This is a genomic window from Candidatus Enterovibrio altilux, from assembly GCF_002381345.1.
Classification (GTDB): Bacteria; Pseudomonadota; Gammaproteobacteria; order Enterobacterales; family Vibrionaceae; genus Enterovibrio; species Enterovibrio altilux.
On sequence record NZ_CP020660.1, the window covers coordinates 820374 to 841132 of the forward strand.

A 20759-nucleotide genomic window follows, 5' to 3' on the forward strand; every position below is an offset into this window, starting at 1 on the left:
AACATGATAAACTATTAAACGATCACTTTCATGTTAGGCATATTTGACCCTACCAGCTTATTTAATATTTTTATTATTGCATATGTTGGGCTAATCTGGCAATTGTAATCCCTTAGGCTCAATGTTCCTTCAAATAATTTTTTAACTCGAAACATTACTGTCTCTGATAAGGACAGGTTTATGACAACGTGCTTCATTTTCCAGCGCTGATTTGAATCGTATACTTTTCTGGTAACTGACCGTTAAATGACGTGGATGGCTTCATTCCGCAAAAGTTATCCTTTTTTTGGTAAAATGAATAGCATTGCCTGATACTTTATTGATTCTTAAACAGGTTTGTTTGAGTAAGTTAGGTAGCACTTTACCATCAGTCGCATTTAATAAACTTTGTTCAGCAATAATGATTTCATGCATATTGACATCTACTGCTACATGTAACTTGCGCCAGACTCTACATTTATCGTTCATATCATGCTTTTTTGCTTGCCATTCACCATCACCGTAGACTTTCAGAGCAGTAGAAGCAATGGCTGGCGTTAACCGTTTTAGCTAGCTTGCTAACGCATAAATAATGAAGGTATGATAACGGCAGTTAAGCAAATTTAATTAATCCTTACCGACCTTTCAAAAGTTTTGAAAATATGAATATAACCATGAGGGCCGTCACAATCGTTAAGTCGTTAAATAAACGAGACCTTCCATGATTACCCTGCTTAATTTGATTCCATAGCTGAATAGTTTTTTCATCAATCCAGAATGTTAGTGAGCCACAATTGATTAAAGCTTGATTATACTGTTTCGAGTTAGTTATTTTGTAGCGAAACTTATTCATCAACTTGAACATTTAAGTGAGTTTAACTGTTTAAAATGTTAATTGAAAATTCGGCTTCATAATTTAGGAAATAAAATCGGTTACTATAAACCTTCTATCACAGAAACAGCAATGGACGAGTCAAAAAACTACTGGAAGGGACCTTGAGCCTAAGACATTACACTGCTTAAGTTAGCGACACTTACGTCATGATAAAAGTGTTAAATAAGCTGATAATGCTAGGTATTATTAACACGAAAGCGATTGTTGAATAGTACATCATGTTGGAATTTGTTATCTGAACGTGAAGTAGGAAGCAAAGCTAAGTTGCTCAAATGTTCAGTAGATAGTTAAATGTTAGACTTAATATCTTGGAATATTACTCTGAGTGGCATTGAGTAGAGCTGAACAGCTTTATTCAACGCTGACGCTAGACAGACTAACACTTCTAGTTAATACGGCATTAAAAAATTATAAGTATATTTTTACCATGCGCTCTGCCTATTTTTTAGCCAAAAAACACTTGATCGAACATTTTATCTAGTATTCTCTCTCATTCATACATGTGAATAAAATTGCTGAATTATTTTTTTATATGCGTCTAAACGTTGCGGAGTCATCATGTTGCGACGATCATCGGTCACCAGCCCACCTAACTCATCTGCAACTTGCTGTGCGGTTTGAAGCATCAACTTGAAATTTTGCTCAGCTTCACCATAACAAGGTAATGTCATAAAAAGTGAGATACCAGCCGTTGTGAACTGATGAATAGTAGCAACAGGAAAACTACCTGGATCAAACATGTTAGCGGCACTAAAGAGTACTTTACCTGTTTCAGACAAATCCATATGGCGATGGAATATTTCCATTTTACCGTAAAACAAACCATGCTGTTCCAGACAATTAATAAGTTTAGTACCATCAAATTCTTGATTGTTACCAGCTTGAACATTAATGTTTAACACCTGCAATTGTGGCTGAACGTCTTCAACGATAAGCTCCTCCTGCAAATTCATGGCATTCGATAGTTTTGACGCATATTCTTTCTTCGTACCCACATCAACAACATTTTCATCATGCATAGATGCCGCTTGGTAAAAATCATTTGAAGCTTTATTAGATTTAACTTTTGCTTTTGTAAGCACAGGCTTAACCAACCTCGCTGACTCAGGAGCAGTGTTATTGTCTAAAGTAGATGGTACAGGCAGATCAAATGATTTTACTTTATTTAAAGTTGATTCAATAAAAGCGTAATTTGGCGCTTCATTACATGCCGTTAATGGCTTACCATTCTTATGTGCAAATAAAGGATCTATATGAGGCTTATTATCAAAACTAAGGCCCGGTTCTTTTCTAGCAGTTTTTGGCTCGGTATCACCAGATTTAACAATCCTAACAGAGCCAATATTATGCTGATCAAGATCAGTATCATCTTTGCCTGTCAACTTACCAATAGGCTTTTCACTAAATGTAATTGGCTTTTCTTTCCTACTGGTCCATAGACCATGCAACAGAAGTGCAGCAATCGCTACCACTCCCAAAATAATCAATACAAGGCGCAATTCCTGCATTATTTAATCTCAGTATTTATTTAATTAACGACTAATAATCATAAGTCAAGTTTTCATATAAACATTAAAAAACTCGCTTTGACAATACCGTACACACATTTTGCTGATTACTGTACCAAAAAGCATATAAAAGTTAACGCTCAAACCCATAAGAGCAATAAAAAAGTGTCGGTTCTATCTGACTTGTGATCCGTTCAATTTATTTTATTTTCTAAAGCAGGAAAGTCAATTATTGATCTATGCTCAAAACGACTAGGTTCACTCAAATTCTGAGTTGATGAAGAAGTCATTCAGCTATGGAATCAAACTAAGCAGGTTAATCATGGAAGACTGCGTTTATTTAGAGACTTAGCCACTACGATAGTTTTCACGGGCTGTGTTATATGATTCGAGTTCAGATAGCAAATCTCAATATGATGAACTATTAGATAATGGCTTGCATTTTAGGCATGCCTAGCCCAGTTAGCTTATGTATTGCTTTTATCATAGCGCAAGTTTCTCTAACTTAGATATTGTCATTTCTTAAGCTCCATGTCCCTCCAAGTCATTTTTTGACTCGAAACATTACCTTCTATGACAAAAAACATTTATGCTAACCATACCTCGTTTTCCATGACTGGTTGAAACTGCTCGTTTAATGAGAACGGTTTCGCAACATTGTCTGGCATCGTATAAGCACCATCAGCTGATGTTTCATTAATTTTTCGGTCAGCTTGTTTGAGCAAGTTAGATAACACTTCACCGTCAGTCACATTTGATATACTGAACTCAGCAGCAATGATTTTATACATATTTGTATCGACTGCTAAATGTAACTTGCATCAGAATCATCATTTTCCATCAGTACCATGCTTTTTTTACTTTTGATTTTTCTTCACAGTAGACTTTGAGTCCCGTAGAATCAATGGCTAAATGCTAGATACTTCCTTTATTCTTCGTCTTGAACGTTACATTAACCGTTTGGGCTCGTTTGTTAATGCATGAATAGCGAAGACATGACAACGGTAGTGAAACAAGTTTACAAATAGAATTAACGAATTCTTGCGGACCGCTCAGTGGTATTGAAAATACGCATTTAACCATGAAAGCCGCCGTGCTGATGAAATCGCTAAGTAAACAGAGTCTTCCATAATTACCATGCTTAGTTTAATTTCATAGCCAAAGAGCCTTCCCATCGATCGAAAATATTAGTGAGACACGATTGATAAAAATAGGATTATACTGCGTTCCGTAGTTGTATTTTAGTGAAACTTATTCATAAACTTGAATATTTACGCGAGCCTAGCTGTTTAACAGCTATAGATTAAAAATTTAGGTTTCTGATCGAAAAAATAAAGGAAGTTATTATAAACGTACCCTAGCAGAGGTAGCAATGATTAGAGCCAAAAAATTACTGGTAGAGACATTGGGCCTAAGAAATCACACAACTCAGATCAAAGAAACCTACGTCATAATAAAAGTATTACATAAACTGACAGTGTTAGGTATGCTGAAAATAAAAGTAGTTATCAATCGTTAACCTTGTTGAAATTTGCTATCTGAACTCGAGTTAGGAAACACAGCCCATTATCTGGTATTGTAAGCTCCATTATCTGATATTTCATTGATTCTACTGGTGGGCTGTTTGCGTAAGTGTGGTAACACTTCATCGACAGTCACATCTGGTACACTCAACTCAATAGCAATAATTCCATACAAATTTATATCTAACACTACATGTTACTTACGCCAAGCTCTCCACTTTTAGTCCATACTTTTTTTCTTTCCATTAGCTTGCATCGTAAACTTTGAGCTCCAGAGAATCAATTGCTAAATGCTGGATGGCTCCTTTAGTTTTGTCTTAAACGCAACGTTAACCTTCTTGGCTCGTTTGTTAAGACATAAATAATGAGGGCCATGACAATAACAGTTGAGCAAATTTAAAAGCAGATCTCATGAATTTTTGCAAAATAATCATAGAAGACCTCATGTATTTAGCTACTTAACCATTATCATGACTTTCATGGTTAAACACGCATTTTGAATGCTGTTACGCTTTGTTTCATAATCCAAGTTCAGATAACAAATCCCAATATGATTCACTATTAAACGATCGTTTTTGTGTTAAACATACACAGTTCTATCAGCTTATTTATCATTTATAATGGCATAGATTTAGCTAATTTGACATTCTGATCCCTTAGGATTAATGTCTTCTCAGTAATTTGTTTACTCAAGCTATGGCTGTCTCTGCTAGGGAACATTTATGATAACCAGCTTTGTTTCCTAAACTAAAACATTAAACTTCAATCGATGCTCTAGGCCACTAGCCTCACTTAAATATTCAGGTTTATGAATAAGTTTCGTTAAAACACAACTAATTAAAGGTAGTATAATTTAATTTTTATCAATTGTGATTCACTAGTATTAGGCATTGATGAAGAAACTATTCAGCTATGGAATCAAACTAAGCGGGGTAATCATAGGGTAAACCTCATTTATTTAGTAGCTGAGTTATTACGATGGTTTTAATGGCTCAATGCGTATTTTCAATGCCATTGAAAGATTTGTAATGCCTCATTAATTCTGCTTTTTAACCTTGCTCAACCAGTGTTGTTATGCCCCCACTATTCATACATTAACAAGCGTACTAAAATAGCTAATGTTGCGTTCAAAATAAAGAATAAAGGAACCGTACAGCACTTAGCGGTTGGTGCTACCTAGTTCAAAGTCTACAGTTTCAGTAAATAAAAAATAAGAAAACATAGTACGAATACAAAAGGCAAGTCTGGTGTAAGTTACATTTAGCGATAAATATACATACACATGAAATCATTGCTACTGAGTTAAGTGCATCAAATGTAACTGCCGGTATAACGCTACCTTACTTACTTACTCAAACAGCCCGCCGTAGAATTCAGATGATAGAGCTTACAACACCGAATAATGTTACGAAACCGTTCGTATTAAAAGAGCGGTTTCACTCATCCCACCAAGAAAAGAAACGCATTTGGAGAACGAAGTCATTCGCATAATTTAACTGTTAATTACCAGCCTTTATACGGTCCCAATCAGCATTAAAAAATAACGTATGCTTACCATAAACGTTCCCTATCAAAAACAGCAACGTTTCGAGTCAAAAGATTATTAGAAGGAACACTGAACCTAAGGCATCACAATGCTCATATTAGCGAAACCTACGCCATGATAAATGCATAAAATAATGTCAACAGGACTAAGTATGCCTAACACGCAAGTAATTCTCTAACAATTCATCCTGTTGGAATATTCTATCTAAACACGAATTAGGAAATAAAACCCAGCAGTAACCGTCATAATCACTTCATAAAAATGGCGTATTACATTCAGTTTAATCGATTAAGCACATGACCAAAAAAAAGTAAAGTTATGGATTGGATTGTCGATATAATTTAGGCAAAACAATGCAATTGCATCCAGGTACGTTCATATAGTAGGAATGCATGGAACTGAGAATCTTATTTATATCCATCATGTTAGCCAGTTCTGCAACGAAAGCAGACATTGGTCCTGCATTGCCTGTATATGAAAATTCCCAACTCTTCCGGTTGTTTGAAACCAACAGTCACCTTAAAAAGGTGAAAGCAGATGAATGCCAGTTGTTACAAGATATCGAAGCGCGTGTTATTCGTATTGAATCACCATCTTACCAATTTTTATATGGCGATATGTTAGCATGGGGCGTGTGTGTAGAGAGAGATGCGGCGCAGGGAGTGTATTACATGCAGCTCGCTGCTCAACAAGGTTTACCAGCCGCATTAGAACAATTAGGTCGATATTACTCACGGGGTACGTTAGTACAACAAGATACAGAACGAGCAATATTTTATTTACGCGAAGCAGCCTCTTTAGGTAATACGCGCGCAAAATTACAGTTAGCGGAATTATTAGTGGCGGATTATGGTAGCCCACTTGATTATGAAGACGCATACCGCTGGCTCTATCAAACCATTACAACTGACAGTTCTACTCACCAAAAAGTCACCATGCTACGTAAATCTCTCGAAAATAAAATGCCTCGCAACGTTATTGCACGTGCAAAGCGACATGATACATTTTGGTAACATCCTTTAATGAAAGCTCCGCACTGACATGGCATTTTGTTTACTTTCAGTTTAAAGGTAGTCAGCATGCGAAGGCTCTTTAAAAGTGCCCCCTCACTGGATGCTCGTGATGTAAATTAATAACGGCTTTATTTCAAGTTAAAAAGCTGCTTGGAGGCACATTAAACCAGCTTGATTTTTTAAATCAGGGAATCAAATTATCAATCTACGCTCTAAACGGTTAGGTTCACTTGAATATTTAGGTCTATGAACAAGCTTCACTACAAAGCAACCAGCTAGAAACAGTATAATCGAGCTTTAATCAATCGGGCTCACTAACATTCTAAATTAATGAAGAAGCCATTCAGCGACTTTGTTTCGTTTTATTTCCTAACCTAAGATCAGATCGCACACTCCAATATCATAAGCTATTAGACGATCGCTTACCTTTTAGGCATGCTTAGTCCTATCAGATCATTTAATGCTTACATCATGGCGTAGGCTTCGCCAATATAGGCATTATAATTCATAAGGCTTAATGTCCCTCATAAAATAATTTTTTAATTCGAAACATTCTCGTATTTAATAGGGGACATTTATGGTAACCATACTTCATTTTCCAAGGCTACTTAAAACTGTATAACTTCCGGTAACTAACCGTTAAATTACGCGGCTGACTTAGTTTCCCAAAAGTTACTCCTGTTCTTAGTAAGATGAGTAAAATCACTTACTTAATCCGAACGGATTCGTAATATTATATGGTCACGTCAGATCCATCGCCTTATATTCCATCGATTCTTGGGCGAGTCTATTTGAGCAAGTTAAGTAGCACTTCGCTGGCAGTTACATCTGATGCATTTAACTCAGCAGCACTGGCTAAGTGCAGGATGATTCCTTTAATCTTCGTCTTAAGCGCTACATTAGCCATTTTGACTCGTGTGCTCATGCATAAATAGTGAAGGCATGACAATCGCAGTTGAGCAAATTTGAAAACAGCATTCATGAATTTTTACAGACTTCTCAATGGCATTAAAAATGCGTATGTAACCATAAAAACCGTCGTAATAATTTAGTTACTAAATCAACTAAGTTTCTGAATGATTACCCCGCATACGATAACAAACAATCTACGTAACCAGTTGGATTAAACGAGTGGTTCATTCATCCCACGAAAAAAGCAACTTTTGGGGAACACGACCATACGCGTAATTTTGCGGTCAGTTATCCGACGTTATACGGTTCAAATTGCATTAAAAATAAGGTATGGTTACCATAAACGTTCCCTATCAGAGACAGCAATGATTCAAGTTAACAAACTACTCGGAGGGACATTGAGCTTAAGAGATCACAATGCTCAGATTAACGAAACTTACGTTACAATAAAAGCATTATATTAAACTGACCGAGTTAAGTATACCTAAAATAAAAGCAATTATTTAATCGTTAATTATATTAGGATTTATTATCTGAATTTAAATTAAAAAATAAAGTCAAGTCGCTAAATAAATCAGGGCTCTCACGATTACCCGGCTTAGCTTAATTCCATAGCAGGATGGCTTCGTCATTAACCCAAAATATTAATGGGCACAATTAATTAAAGCTTCATTATACTTCTTCCTGTTGATTGTTTTGTAGCGAAGCTTGTCAATAAACCTGAATGTCAAATGGAACCTAACTGTTTAGAGCGTAGATTAATAATTTAGTTCCCTGAGTGAAAAAATAAAGCCAGCAATACTATGCTTGAAAACCGTTATTGTGTACTGACAAAATCATATTTTACATTAATAACGTATTATAATACCCATCAAAAAAATATATGTTTTACATACAAAACAATCTATTGAATGCATAATGAGTTTAAAAATATTACATTTTTGTCAAGTCATCTTTAATTTGCTATCATTGTTACACTTTACTAAAATATACACTTAAAATGTCACCTCATATATAAAGTTAATTGCTTTTAAAAACCGTCAATATTCAAGTAGTATGTTGCTTTACGGAAAATTGCTGATTCTGTGGGAGCAATAAGCTATGGCGAGCATTGAAACTACGCTAGTCGAAATACAACGTAATGTGGAGGAATTAATTCCTGAAGCAGAATTGATTGCAAAACTGAAAGGGAATCATCCACTTCGTATTAAGTGGGGCGCGGATCCAACAGCACCAGATATTCACCTAGGTCACACTGTGATCATAAATAAATTGCGTATGTTTCAAAAGTTGGGTCATGAAGTAATCTGTCTGATCGGTGACTATACCGCAATGATTGGAGACCCAAGTGGTAAGAGTTCGACGCGCCCAACGCTGACACGTGAGCAGGTTTTGAGTAATGCTGAAACCTACAAAAACCAGATTTTCAAAATTTTGGATCCTGCTAAAACATGTATTAAATTCAACTCAAGTTGGCTAAGTAAGCTTGGTACTGATGGCATGATCCGTTTGGCTGCTAGCTCAACGATTGCACGCATGCTTGAACGGGACGATTTTAAAAAGCGTTACAGAAACAACCAACCTATCGCTATTCATGAATTCATTTATCCGTTATTGCAAGGTTATGACTCTGTTGAGCTTAAAGCAGATGTGGAACTAGGCGGTACTGATCAAAAATTCAACCTTTTGATGGGACGCGACCTGCAGAAGCAAAATAATCAACCTCCGCAGGTTGTAATTACTATGCCATTACTGGTTGGTTTAGACGGCGTTAAAAAAATGTCTAAATCTGCGCACAATTATATTAGCATTAATGACGTACCCAATGAGATATTTGGCAAAATTATGTCAGTTTCTGATGATGTTATGTGGAATTACTATACATTATTGTCATTTCGTCCACTGGAAGATATTGTGCAATTTAAAGTCGACATCCAAAGTGGTAAGAATCCACGCGATATAAAAATCATGTTGGCAAAAGAAATAATCGCACGCTTCCATTCCGAAGCAGATGCAGAAACTGCAGAAGTAGCATTCATTAATCGCTTCCAAAAAGGTGTACTACCAAATGAGATGGCGCAGTTTTCATTTAAACAAGGTGTAGCGATTACTAACCTTCTGAAAGATACTGCTTTGGTCCGCTCCACTTCAGATGCCATGCGTATGGTTCGCCAAGGCGCAGTAAAGATTAACGGCAAAAAAATCGAAGATATAAAACTAATTCCTACGACAGGCACAGCAGTCTATCAAGTAGGTAAACACAAGTTTGCTCGTATCACGCTGGCATAATGTGCTGTTAAGTCGCTAAAAAAAGAAAAGGCGCATATTAGCGCCTTTTTTTCCACATATTTACAGCACATTGAAGAACAAACCATTCAACAATATAATTAAAATATTTTCGTTGTGACTTTTACATAGATCGCCGACTCATTGACGTCTCCAATTAATGATAATTAATAGATTCTCAACCCTGTGTCTATCAGCTAATTCAAACGTCACCAAAATTAAGATGCAAAACCAACTTTATTTCTTCATTTGAGTTCAAATAACAAGTTCAAACCTTATTAACTATTCGATGATCAGTTGCATTTTAAGTATACTTAACTCTGTCATTTTATTTAATACTTTCATCAGGGCGTAGGTTTCACTAGCCTTAGCCTTGTACTCCCTTAGACTCAATGTTCCTCTCAGTAATTTTTTGACTCGAACCATTGCTGTCGCTGCTAGGGAACGCATATAGTAATTAGCTTTATTCCCTCAATAAGGAACTAAATTTTTAGTCAATATTCTAAACAGTTAGGCTTACTTCAATATTCAGATCTATGAATAATCTCGACTGTAAAATAATTAACTGGAAACAGTATAATCAAGTTTTAATCAGCCATGGCTCACTAATATTTTAGATTGATGAAGAAGCTATTCGGCTGTGGAATCAAATGAAGCAGGATAATGCTAGAAACCGGCGTGTCTGGCACAAGTTACATTTAGCAGTCGGTGATGCTTACAGCACCAGGCAATGTTACGAAATTGTTAGCATTAAACAAGCAGTTCCACTCACCCCACTAAGAAAAGAATAACTTTGGAAAGCCAGGTCATTTGCATAATTTAACTGTTAATTACCAGAAGTTATATGATTCCAATCAGCATTGAAAAACAGATATGGTTACCATAAACGTTTCCTATCAAAGCCGGCAATGGTTTAAATCACAAAACTACTCGGCAGGGCATTAATCTTAAGAGATCACAATCCTCAGATCAGCGAAATCTATGCCCTGATAAAAGCGTTAAATAAGCTGGCAAGACTAGGTCTAATACCTAAAACGCAAAGGATCATCTAATAGTTAATAAGATTAAAATTTGCTATCTGGACTTGAATTAGGAAATAAAGCCACTCAAGGCCCGCTAATAACTGGCTTTTTTAATGTGGTAGCTCATTGCTTTGAGTATTGAGGGATGAACAAATTCGCTGGTATTCCCGCCATGAAGCGCCACTTCTTTTACAAGCGTCGAAGAAATGAACGAATTTTTTTCTGACGGCATTAAAAAAATGCTTACAAGTTCCGGCATCAAACAATGGTTCAGGTTGGCCAACTGGCATTCGTATTCAAAATCCGAGACAGCACGCAGGCCGCGTACTAAAATATTGGCATTATATTGTTTAGCAAAATCAATTAACAAGCCAGAAAAGCCAACAACAGTGACGTTATCAATGTGTTTAGTTACTTCTTTAGCCAAGGCAACACGCTCATCGAGTTCAAATAATGGTTTTTTACTTAGATTTACTGCAATACCAACAACCACTTCATCAAATATAGATGCCGCTCGCCCTAAGATCTCTGTATGACCATTGGTAATTGGATCAAAAGTACCAGGGTAAATTACTCGGGTCATCACTTTTTTGCTCACAGGCATTTCCTGTAATTATCTAAACTAATGACATGCTACCAAAATACAACGGTATACTCAATGCACTTAAAAATTCCTGTTTGAGCATATAAAATTTATTATTTATTCGGGACGTCAAAGACCTTGTAATCTCTGGCAAAATCACAGTAAGAAGGTCATTCTAGCACTTTTTGTACAGACTTTGTTTCCTAGTTAAAATTTCAATAATAAATCTCAATCATATTAACTATTAGATGATTATTTGCGTTTTTAAGCAACTTAACTTTATTAGCTTATTTAATACTTTTATTATGGCATAAGTTTTTTAATCTAACCAGTGTAATCCCTTAGGTTGAATGTCCTTCCCAGGAATTTGTTAACTCTAAATATTGCCGTCTCTGATAGAGAACATTTATGGTTACTATATCTCATTGTGCAATGCTAATTTGAATCGTATAACTGCTAGTAACTGAATTATCAATTTTAGTTATAAAGTGACTAACTGGAAACAGTATAATCAAGAAAAAGCCACTCGTCCGGAAGCTGGTAGGCTAATCGTGCAGGTGGCTTTTTTATGATTAATAGTAAATTATCTAGTACCGTATACTACGATGGTTTTACCGTGCGCAGAGATCAAATTCTGTTCTTCCAACATCTTCAAGATGCGACCAACGGTTTCGCGTGAACAACCCACAATTTGACCAATTTCCTGACGCGTAATCTTGATTTGCATACCATCCGGGTGTGTCATTGCGTCTGGTTGTTTTGCTAAATTTAGTAAAGTCTGTGCAATACGGCCTGTTACGTCCAAAAATGCCAAGTCACCCACTTTTTGGCTAGTAATCTGAAGACGATGGGCCATCTGAGCAGATAAACGCATCAAAATTTCAGGATTCACTTGAATCAGCTGGCGGAATTTTTTGAATGAAATTTCAGCGACTTCGCACGGTGCTTTAGCACGAACCCACGCTGTACGCTCTTGATCTTCTTCGAATAGGCCTAGTTCGCCAATAAAATCTCCCTGATTTAAATAAGAGAGAATCATTTCTTTACCTTCTTCGTCCTTAATAAGTACAGCCACAGAGCCTTTAACAATGTAATATAGTGTCTCAGCTTTTTCACCAGCATGAATAAGTGTACTTTTAGAAGGATACTTATGGATGTGACAGTGTGAAAGGAACCACTCTAGTGTCGGGTCTGTTTGAAGTTTTCCTGAAACCATATATCTCATTTCCTCTACAGTTGTTGCCTGATGAGTCTTCCTTAGCCCACCGTCCTGCGGGGCACAAGTCCGTGGGATCACATAAAGTATTAGCAATTAAGCTATAAGTTCTCTATTTAGTCATTAAGTTTATCCCTTTTTCTGAATAATTTCTTGCTTTTAATATAAACTTTCTCTTTAATAAAAGTCTAAAATCGTGAACAAGCTCACGCCCTTGAAAGTAAGTAGAGAAACAATATGTGCGCACGTATCAAATAGAACGAAAATGAAATATTTTTGGTTGCCTAATTCAGGTTATCATCAAATAATAGTCACTCTGGTTCTTAATGTGGATTCAGATAGCGTACCCCAATATAATTAACTATGAGATGATGACTTTTATTTGGGACATACCTAGCCCTGTCAGCTTATGTAACGCTTTAATCATGGTGTAAATTTCGTTAATTTAAGCACTTTAATATCTTAGGTTCAATATCCCTCCCAGTAATTTTTGAACTCAACACCTCACCATCTCTGATAGAGAGCATTTATGATTACCATACCTCGCTTTTCAATGCTTACTTGAACCGTACAACTTCTGGTAATTGGCCGCTACATTACGCAGATAACCTAGTTCTTCAAAAGCTATGTCTTTTCTTGAGCTTGGCTTCCTCAATCAGGGAACTAAATTTTTTATCTATGCCCAAACAATAGCTAAGCTAACTTAAATATTCAGGTCTATAAATAAGCTTCGTTACACAACAACTAATTGCAAGCAGTATAATCAAGCTTGAACCAATAAGGGTTAACTAATTTTTTGGATTGATGAAGAAGTGATTCAACTATGGAATCAAACTAAGCTGGGTAATTATAAAAAATTTCGTTTATTTAGCAACGTATCATTACGACGACTTTCATGGTTAAACGCGCATTTTCAATGCTATTGAGAGGTCTGTAAGTATTTATTAGTTCTGTTTTTGCTTTGCTTAACTGCAGTTGTCATATCTCACTATTCATGCATTAAAAAGCGGGTCAAAATGGTTAACCCACGCGTTCAAGGCTAAGACTAAAGACACCATCCAGTACTCAATTATTCATTTTATAGGGCCCAAAATTTACAGTGGCGGCGAATGACAAATAAAAAAGCATATCACTAATGGGAAACGGCAAGTCTGGCGTAAGTTACATTGAACTGTAGATATAAAATACATGAAATTATTGCTGCTAAGTTAAGTGCATTAAGTATGACTGACGGTGAAGTACTACCCAACTTACTCAAATAGACCCAACAATCAATAACCAAATATCAGCCGATGGCGCCTACGACACCAGATAATGTTACGAAACCGTTCGTATTAAACGAGCGGTTCCACTCATACCATCAAAAAAAGTGCAACTTTTAAAAAACAGGTTATCCGCGCAATTTAACGGTCAGTTACTAGCAGTTATACGATTCAAATCAGCATTAAAAAACGCGGTATAGTTATCATAAATATTTTTTAGCAGAGACGGCAATATTCCGAGTCAAAAAAGTATTCGGAAGAACATTGAGCTTAAGAAATCACAGTACCCACGTTAGTAAAACCTAGATCATAATAAAACGTTAAATAAACTGACATAATTAGGTATGCCTAAAATAAACGTGATCGTCTAATGCATCATTACAGGAAAGAATATCAAATACCGTATTCTGCTCGATATGTTTTCACTGCTGCCAGTTGTTCTAGATTATCACCTCTCGCTGCAAGATACGTTACTAGATCACCGAGACTAATGATAGAAATCACTTTGCAATCGAAGTCCCGCTCCACTTCTTGAATCGCAGAAAGTTTACCTTTGCCCCGCTCTTGGCGGTCAATAGCAATAAGTACACCAGCTAAATCCGCACCATTTGCTTGAATAATTTCCATTGACTCCCGAATTGTAGTTCCTGCTGTAATCACATCATCAACCAACATCACTTGGCCTTCAAGTGCACTCCCAACAAAATGTCCGCCTTCACCGTGATCTTTTTTTTCCTTTCGATTAAAGCAATAAGGTATATCAATATTATAATGCTCAGCCAACGCTACCGCAGTTGTTGCTACAATAGGAATACCTTTGTAAGCAGGACCAAACAAAAGATCATAATCAATATTCGCGTCCACCAATGCCGCTGCATAGAAACGGCTTAGGCGTGCCAAATCTCGTCCCGTATTAAACAGAGTAGCATTAAAGAAGTACGGACTTCTACGGCCAGACTTCAAAGTAAATTTACTAAACTTTAAAACATGTTTTTTCAATGCGAACTCAATGAATTGATGTTGATAAGCCTTCATTTCCTCTCCTATCGCACTAAAAAACGGCTTATATGCTAATATTTCGGAGGTGTAGAATGTCATTTAACACTTTAGACCTACTTTTACCAAAATTTATTTAAGAAAGCCGCTAATAGAAATGCTTTTTTTCACTAATCTGCTAGTGATTTTTTTTGAATAACAATGATGTCTTTAATGCCCTTAGTGGCCAATGACAACATAGCATTCAATTCTTCTGCGGAGAACGGTTCGCTTTCTGCGGTTCCTTGCACTTCAATCATGCGACCATCTTCCAACATTACAACGTTCATATCTGTTGTTGCAGTTGAATCTTCTAGATAATCAAGATCACAAATTGGCGTGCCTTTATAAATGCCCACAGATACTGCAGCAACATGACCTTTCATGGGGTTAGCGTTCAGTTTGCCATCAGCAGCTAATGTATTCAGAGCATCAGCCATTGCCACGCTAGCACCGGAAATAGACGCTGTGCGTGTGCCACCATCCGCTTGAATAACATCACAGTCAACAGTAATCGTGAAATCACTCAGTTGATCAAGATTTACCGCTGCACGTAGGCTGCGCGCGATAAGACGTTGAATTTCCATTGTGCGACCACTTTGCTTGCCATTCACCGCTTCACGACGATTACGGATATTGGTCGCACGAGGTAGCATACTATATTCAGCCGTGATCCAGCCTTGACTTTTGCCTTTCAAGAAGTATGGTACACCATCTTCAACGGTTGCGGTGCAGATAACTTTAGTGTCACCAAATTCCACCAGCACAGAACCTTCTGCATACGTGGTAAAATTACGTGTCATGACCACTGGACGAATTTGACCAACTTCTCTGCCGCTAGGACGCATAAATTTTCACCTATTATAAACTACTAAATTTCATTGCCTTAATCATAGCGATTTTAGCTCATACACGCTAACATTAAGCACCAGTTACATTTTTCATCATTTTCAAGATGAGTTGCTTACACATGCTTACAACAACTGAGTATACTCAGAACAACTTTAATAAAAGAGTAAACTTCAATGATTCATAGTATGACAGCCTATGCTCATCAGGAAATTAAGGATACATGGGGCTCTGCCGTTTGGGAAATTCGCTCGGTAAACCAACGCTATCTAGAAACCTGTATTCGAATGCCAGAGCAGTTCCGTAGTCTTGAACCTATCATCCGTGAGCGTTTCCGCCAACGTTTTGCTCGCGGTAAGGTTGAATGTAATCTGTGTTTTGAAGCTACGGCATCCGCTAACACAGAACTCAAAATCAACGAAAAATTAGCGAAACAAGTAATTCACGCTGCTAAGCGGATCAGAGAGATATCTGGTGAAGGGCACATCGGTCCATTCCAAGTTTTGCGGTGGCCTGGAGTAATGCAAGCATTAGAACAAGATATGGATATCGTAAACAAAGCATTATTAGCAGGCTTTAACGAAGTTATTAACAATTTCACTGCTGCACGCGCAAGCGAAGGCGATAACATGAAAGCCTTAATTGAGCAGCGTTTGAACTCGATTAATGCTGAAATTATAAAAGTGCGAACTAAAATGTCAGAAGTTATCAATTGGCAACGTGAACGTCTTATCAGCAAACTGCAGGATGCAAAAATTGAGTTAGATTCAAGTCGCATCGAACAGGAGATCATCCTACTAGCACAAAAAACTGATGTTACAGAAGAATTGGATCGTCTGGACTTTCACATATCAGAGACTACCAAAATTTTAAAAAAAGGCGGCTCTTGTGGCCGGCGTTTAGATTTCATGATGCAAGAGTTCAACCGCGAATCAAATACGTTAACATCTAAATCAATCAGCACTGAAATCACTGCATCTGGTGTTGAGCTGAAAGTATTGATCGAACAAATGCGAGAACAAATTCAGAATATCGAGTAATCATAACTCCTATTTCTAGAGTCCAATTGATCATTGATTGACTAAAATTTCTTCAATTTTTAGGTTATCCTGAGAAGGAAGATGTGAATTTTACGCAATCCTTGATAGTCTGGTGTCCTTTAATCGGTTTTATCTCCTAAAGCAAAAAACTAAATAACAAATACATAATCTAAACAGTAAAATTCATTTAAATATTTAGGTTTATGAACGAACTTCATTAATTGATAGACTTAGTTATTATGACGACTTTCATGGTCAAACGAATATTTTCAACGCCCTTGAAAAATTTATAAAGATGCATTAATTCTGTTTTTATTTTTACTCAACTGCAGTTGCTATGCCCTCATTATTCATGCATTAACAAGTAAACAAAAAAGGCTAACATCGCGTTGGAAACGAAGATTATAGGCATACAATTGTCTTCGTTTAATTAGTCACTCTGCTTCTTAAAATACTCCAACACTCGGACATTAACAAAAAGCAATTACACTAGCAATTATAGAAGTTACTTAGGACAATATGGGACGGAACACGATTCATCAAACAAAAGAAAACAGCAAATAATAATCAAGTACTTAGCCATTAGTTCTAGGGGGCTGAAAGTTTACGGTAAAGACAAATAACAAGTAAAAAAACATGCCACTAAGCGAGGACGCAGCTTTTGGAGGGAACGAGTACATACGCATAATTTAGCGGTTACTACCAAAAATTACACAGTTAAAATCAATATGGGCAACGAGGTATGATTGCCATAAACGTTCCCTATCAGAAACTGTTATGTCCTGCGTCAAAACGCTGTTTAGCATAAAGAGCAAACCTACAAAATTACAATATCCAGATTAGCAAAATAACCTACACAATGATAAAAGTGTAAATAAGCTGACAAAACTAAGTATACTTAGAATGCAAGCCCTCGGCTAATAGTTGACTATACTGAAATTTTCGATCTGAGCTCGAATTGGGAAACAACTCCCTTTAACCTGACAGTGATCAAAACCATGAGCCAAGGTACGCTTTATATTATTTCAGCCCCTAGTGGTGCAGGTAAATCAAGCCTGATTTCAGCACTATTAAAAGATAACTCATGTTACGACGTGCAAGTATCCGTTTCTCACACCACTCGAGCTCCCCGCAAAGGTGAAGAAAACGGTATTCATTACCATTTCGTGCCTGTGAGTGAATTTAAAGAGCTGATTAAACAAGATGCGTTTTTGGAATATGCAAAAGTTTTTGACAATTTTTACGGCACATCACGTCTATGGATTGAAGGAATGCTCGCAAAAGGTATCGATATTTTTCTCGATATTGATTGGCAAGGTGCTCAACAAATTCGCAAAAAAATGCCACATGCAAAAAGCATCTTTATTTTGCCTCCAAGCAGAGAAGAGCTGGAACATCGCCTAAATGCACGCGGTCAAGATGCTGATGAAGTGATCGCAAAACGCATGGCAGAAGCCTGTTCTGAAATTTCACACTATAATGAATACGATTACGTTATTGTGAATGATGATTTCAACGTTGCATTAATGGATATGAAAGTCATTCTTCATGCTGAGCGAATGACCCAAAACAAGCAAACTAGAAAATATCATGACATGCTAGACAGATTACTGGCACAATAACATCTTGTCTGTATAATTTTTTACTTATTGGAGTGCTTCATGGCTCGTGTAACCGTTCAAGACGCTGTTGAAAAAATTGGTAACCGTTTCGATTTAGTGTTGGTCGCAGCTCGTCGCGCACGCCAAATGCAAACTGGTGGTAAAGACGCACTGATTCAGGAAGAGAATGATAAGCAAACTGTTGTTTCTTTGCGCGAAATCGAAGAAGGTCTAATTACAAAAAATATTCTAGATGCTTATGAGCGCCAAGAGCAAAAGGAGCAAGTAGTTGCTGAGATGGCTGCTGTTAATACGATTTCAGGCTTACTTCGCTAATTGACTTCAGGAAGCAGGCCATTTGTATCTTTTTGATAGCCTGAAAAAAGTGGCTGCACAGTACTTGCCGAAGTTGCACTTAGAAGCACTCCGGCAAGCGTATTTGGTTGCGCGTGACGCCCACGAAGGACAAAGTCGCTCTAGTGGCGAGCCTTATATAATTCATCCAATTACTGTCGCATGCATTCTTGCTGAAATGCGTCTCGATCACGAAACATTAATGGCCGCCTTGCTTCATGATGTAATTGAAGATACCAAGATAACGAAAGAAGACTTGCAGCAACGCTTTGGGAACAACGTCGCCGATCTTGTTGACGGCGTATCCAAACTTGATAAGCTCAAATTTCGCGATCGAAAAGAAGCTCAAGCGGAGAACTTCCGCAAAATGATCATGGCGATGGCCCGTGACATACGGGGAATTTTTATCAAATTGGCTGACCGCACGCACAACATGCGTACACTGGGTGCTCTGCGCCCTGATAAACGTCGTCGCATCGCACGCGAAACACTAGAAATTTTTTCCCCTCTGGCACATCGTCTCGGTATCCATAACATCAAAGTTGAGCTTGAAGAACTTGGCTTCGAAGCTTTATACCCAACGCGCTACCGCGTATTGAAAAAAGTGATTGTGCAAGCACGTGGCAATCGTAAAGCTATGATCCAGAAAATCCATGCTGAAATTGAAGGTCGCCTCGAAGATGCCGGCATCAAAGCATCAGTATTAGGCCGCGAAAAAAATCTTTATTCCATCTACAATAAGATGAAAAATAAAGAGCAGCGCTTTCACACTATCATGGATTTGTATGCTTTTCGCGTGATTGTCAACGATTTAGATACCTGCTATCGTGCACTTGGACAAATGCACAATCTGTATAAGCCTCGACCAGGTCGTATGAAAGACTACATAGCCGTACCAAAAGCTAACGGTTATCAATCATTGCATACCTCAATGATTGGTCCACACGGTGTACCCGTAGAAGTACAGATTCGTACAACAGACATGGATCAGATGGCTGACACAGGTATCGCTGCACATTGGGCTTATAAAGATGGTATTGATAACATCCAAGGTGGTACAACAGCGCAAATTCGCGCACGGCGTTGGATGCAAAGTTTACTTGAGCTTCAACAAAGTGCTGGCAACTCTTTCGAGTTTATTGAAAACGTTAAATCTGACTTATTTCCTGATGAATTATTTGTTTTTACACCAAAAGGCCGCATTATTGAATTACCCGTTGGTGCAACAGCAGTCGACTTCGCCTATGCCGTACATACCGATGTAGGTCACTCGTGCGTTGGTGCCCGTGTAAACCGCCAATCTTACCCACTAAGCCAACCGCTAAAAAATGGTCAGGCTATTGAAATTATTACTGCACCAGGAACACGTCCCAATGCAGCGTGGTTAAATTATGTCGTGACATCACGCGCACGTACTAAAATACGTCAGGTTTTAAAAACCAGACATCGTGAAGAATCTGTTATTCTTGGTCGTCGTCTCTTGCATCACGCACTAGGTAGCGTGAATATTCAAGACGTTCATATATCAAATATTAACAAAGTTTTGAAAGACTTAAAACTTGAAACAATAGATAATCTTCTTGCTGCAATTGGTCTTGGTGAACTGATGAGCGTGGTGATTGCTAAACGTCTTTTAGGTAATGTTGATAGCCTAGAACAACAAGGTGGTAGTTTGCCAATTCGTGGCAGCGATGGCATTTTGCTAACTTACGCCAATTGTTGTCGTCCTATTCCTGGCGATCCAGTGATCGCGCATGTCAGCCCGGGTAAAGGCTTAGTTATTCATCGAGAAGAATGTGCTAATATCCGCGGTTACCGTCAGGAGCTTGATAAATACATGCCGGTTGAGTGGGACAATGATATTAATCAAGAATTTGCAACTGGCCTTCGCGTAGACATGCTTAATCACCAAGGTGCGTTAGCTAATCTAACCAATACTATCACATCAACAGGTTCCAATATCCAAGGTTTAACCACCAAAGAACGTGATGGTCGTTTATACACCATTTATGTTAAGTTAACAACGAAGAACCGTGTACATTTAGCTAACATTATGCGTCGTATCCGCGTGATGCCAAACATAGTGAAAGTCAGCCGACAGAAAAATTAAGGTCTTATTCCGGTAAATAAGAATC

Annotated in this window: 16 protein-coding genes and 5 pseudogenes; 11 read left to right on the forward strand and 10 right to left on the reverse strand. The window is 37.5% G+C overall.

Annotated features, from left to right (window positions below):
• Positions 1-14 precede the first annotated feature (14 nt).
• The 3 genes and pseudogenes from BTN50_RS03530 to BTN50_RS03540 form a co-directional block, all read right to left on the reverse strand.
• A pseudogene (locus tag BTN50_RS03530) lies at positions 15-832 on the reverse strand (transposase).
• 536 nt (positions 833-1368) lie between these two features.
• Positions 1369-2385 carry a cell division protein ZipA gene (gene zipA / locus BTN50_RS03535; RefSeq protein ID WP_096619045.1) on the reverse strand — a complete coding sequence of 339 codons (1017 nt, stop codon included), beginning with the start codon at positions 2383-2385 and terminating at the stop codon, positions 1369-1371.
• A gap of 421 nt (positions 2386-2806) precedes the next feature.
• Positions 2807-3594: pseudogene (locus BTN50_RS03540) on the reverse strand (transposase).
• A 160-nt stretch (positions 3595-3754) separates the two neighbouring features.
• Between BTN50_RS03540 and BTN50_RS10035 the strand changes: the two are divergent.
• Positions 3755-3901: a hypothetical protein gene (locus BTN50_RS10035; protein WP_161492934.1), complete on the forward strand. Its 147-nt coding sequence runs from the start codon at positions 3755-3757 to the stop codon at positions 3899-3901.
• Positions 3902-3948: 47 nt separating this feature from the next.
• On the opposite strand, the gene BTN50_RS10040 is transcribed toward BTN50_RS10035, so the two are convergent.
• Positions 3949-4095, reverse strand: coding sequence for a hypothetical protein (locus BTN50_RS10040; protein WP_161492935.1), 147 nt, complete (start codon positions 4093-4095; stop codon positions 3949-3951).
• A 666-nt stretch (positions 4096-4761) separates the two neighbouring features.
• Here BTN50_RS10040 and BTN50_RS10385 point away from each other — a divergent pair.
• Together BTN50_RS10385 and motX are read left to right on the forward strand one after the other, a co-directional pair.
• Positions 4762-5629: pseudogene (locus BTN50_RS10385) on the forward strand (IS5 family transposase).
• 214 nt (positions 5630-5843) lie between these two features.
• Positions 5844-6464, forward strand: a complete 621-nt coding sequence (gene motX / locus BTN50_RS03550) for a flagellar protein MotX (RefSeq protein WP_096619046.1) — start codon at positions 5844-5846, stop codon at positions 6462-6464.
• Between the two features lie 787 nt (positions 6465-7251).
• On the opposite strand, the gene BTN50_RS03555 is transcribed toward motX, so the two are convergent.
• Positions 7252-7446: a hypothetical protein gene (locus BTN50_RS03555; protein WP_096619047.1), complete on the reverse strand. Its 195-nt coding sequence runs from the start codon at positions 7444-7446 to the stop codon at positions 7252-7254.
• A gap of 156 nt (positions 7447-7602) precedes the next feature.
• On the opposite strand from BTN50_RS03555, the pseudogene BTN50_RS03560 reads away from it, so the two are divergent.
• Together BTN50_RS03560 and tyrS are read left to right on the forward strand one after the other, a co-directional pair.
• Positions 7603-7883, forward strand: a pseudogene (locus BTN50_RS03560) (IS5/IS1182 family transposase); the annotation flags it as partial.
• Between the two features lie 594 nt (positions 7884-8477).
• Complete coding sequence (tyrS, locus tag BTN50_RS03565; protein WP_096619048.1) at positions 8478-9665, forward strand: tyrosine--tRNA ligase; 1188 nt, start codon at positions 8478-8480, stop codon at positions 9663-9665.
• Between the two features lie 279 nt (positions 9666-9944).
• Here the strand turns inward: tyrS and BTN50_RS10045 are convergent, their stop codons facing one another.
• Complete coding sequence (locus BTN50_RS10045; RefSeq protein ID WP_161492936.1) at positions 9945-10088, reverse strand: hypothetical protein; 144 nt, start codon at positions 10086-10088, stop codon at positions 9945-9947.
• Between the two features lie 224 nt (positions 10089-10312).
• On the opposite strand from BTN50_RS10045, the gene BTN50_RS12140 reads away from it, so the two are divergent.
• Positions 10313-10453, forward strand: a complete 141-nt coding sequence (locus BTN50_RS12140; protein ID WP_394336738.1) for a hypothetical protein — start codon at positions 10313-10315, stop codon at positions 10451-10453.
• Between the two features lie 325 nt (positions 10454-10778).
• Here BTN50_RS12140 and coaD read toward each other — a convergent pair whose 3' ends face one another.
• Both coaD and crp read right to left on the reverse strand, forming a co-directional pair.
• Positions 10779-11288 carry a pantetheine-phosphate adenylyltransferase gene (gene coaD / locus BTN50_RS03575; RefSeq protein WP_096619049.1) on the reverse strand — a complete coding sequence of 170 codons (510 nt, stop codon included), beginning with the start codon at positions 11286-11288 and terminating at the stop codon, positions 10779-10781.
• A 562-nt stretch (positions 11289-11850) separates the two neighbouring features.
• Positions 11851-12483 carry a cAMP-activated global transcriptional regulator CRP gene (gene crp / locus BTN50_RS03580; protein WP_096619050.1) on the reverse strand — a complete coding sequence of 211 codons (633 nt, stop codon included), beginning with the start codon at positions 12481-12483 and terminating at the stop codon, positions 11851-11853.
• Between the two features lie 719 nt (positions 12484-13202).
• On the opposite strand from crp, the pseudogene BTN50_RS03585 reads away from it, so the two are divergent.
• Positions 13203-14083: pseudogene (locus BTN50_RS03585) on the forward strand (IS5 family transposase).
• Between the two features lie 55 nt (positions 14084-14138).
• Here BTN50_RS03585 and pyrE read toward each other — a convergent pair.
• Entirely contained in the window at positions 14139-14780 is a 642-nt protein-coding gene (gene pyrE / locus BTN50_RS03590) for an orotate phosphoribosyltransferase (protein ID WP_096619051.1), read from the reverse strand.
• 131 nt (positions 14781-14911) lie between these two features.
• Complete coding sequence (gene rph, locus BTN50_RS03595) at positions 14912-15628, reverse strand: ribonuclease PH (RefSeq protein ID WP_096619052.1); 717 nt, start codon at positions 15626-15628, stop codon at positions 14912-14914.
• A gap of 177 nt (positions 15629-15805) precedes the next feature.
• Here rph and BTN50_RS03600 point away from each other — a divergent pair, with 177 nt between their 5' ends.
• The 4 genes from BTN50_RS03600 (at position 15806) to spoT (ending at position 20734) form a co-directional block, all read left to right on the forward strand.
• Positions 15806-16669 carry a YicC/YloC family endoribonuclease gene (locus BTN50_RS03600; protein ID WP_096619053.1) on the forward strand — a complete coding sequence of 288 codons (864 nt, stop codon included), beginning with the start codon at positions 15806-15808 and terminating at the stop codon, positions 16667-16669.
• A gap of 998 nt (positions 16670-17667) precedes the next feature.
• Positions 17668-18291, forward strand: coding sequence for a guanylate kinase (gene gmk, locus BTN50_RS03605; RefSeq protein WP_096619054.1), 624 nt, complete (start codon positions 17668-17670; stop codon positions 18289-18291).
• A 39-nt stretch (positions 18292-18330) separates the two neighbouring features.
• Entirely contained in the window at positions 18331-18606 is a 276-nt protein-coding gene (gene rpoZ, locus BTN50_RS03610; RefSeq protein WP_096619055.1) for a DNA-directed RNA polymerase subunit omega, read from the forward strand.
• Positions 18607-18628: 22 nt separating this feature from the next.
• Positions 18629-20734 (forward strand): bifunctional GTP diphosphokinase/guanosine-3',5'-bis pyrophosphate 3'-pyrophosphohydrolase, encoded by a 2106-nt coding sequence (spoT, locus tag BTN50_RS03615; protein WP_096619056.1) that lies wholly within the window; start codon positions 18629-18631, stop codon positions 20732-20734.
• Positions 20735-20759 lie beyond the last annotated feature (25 nt).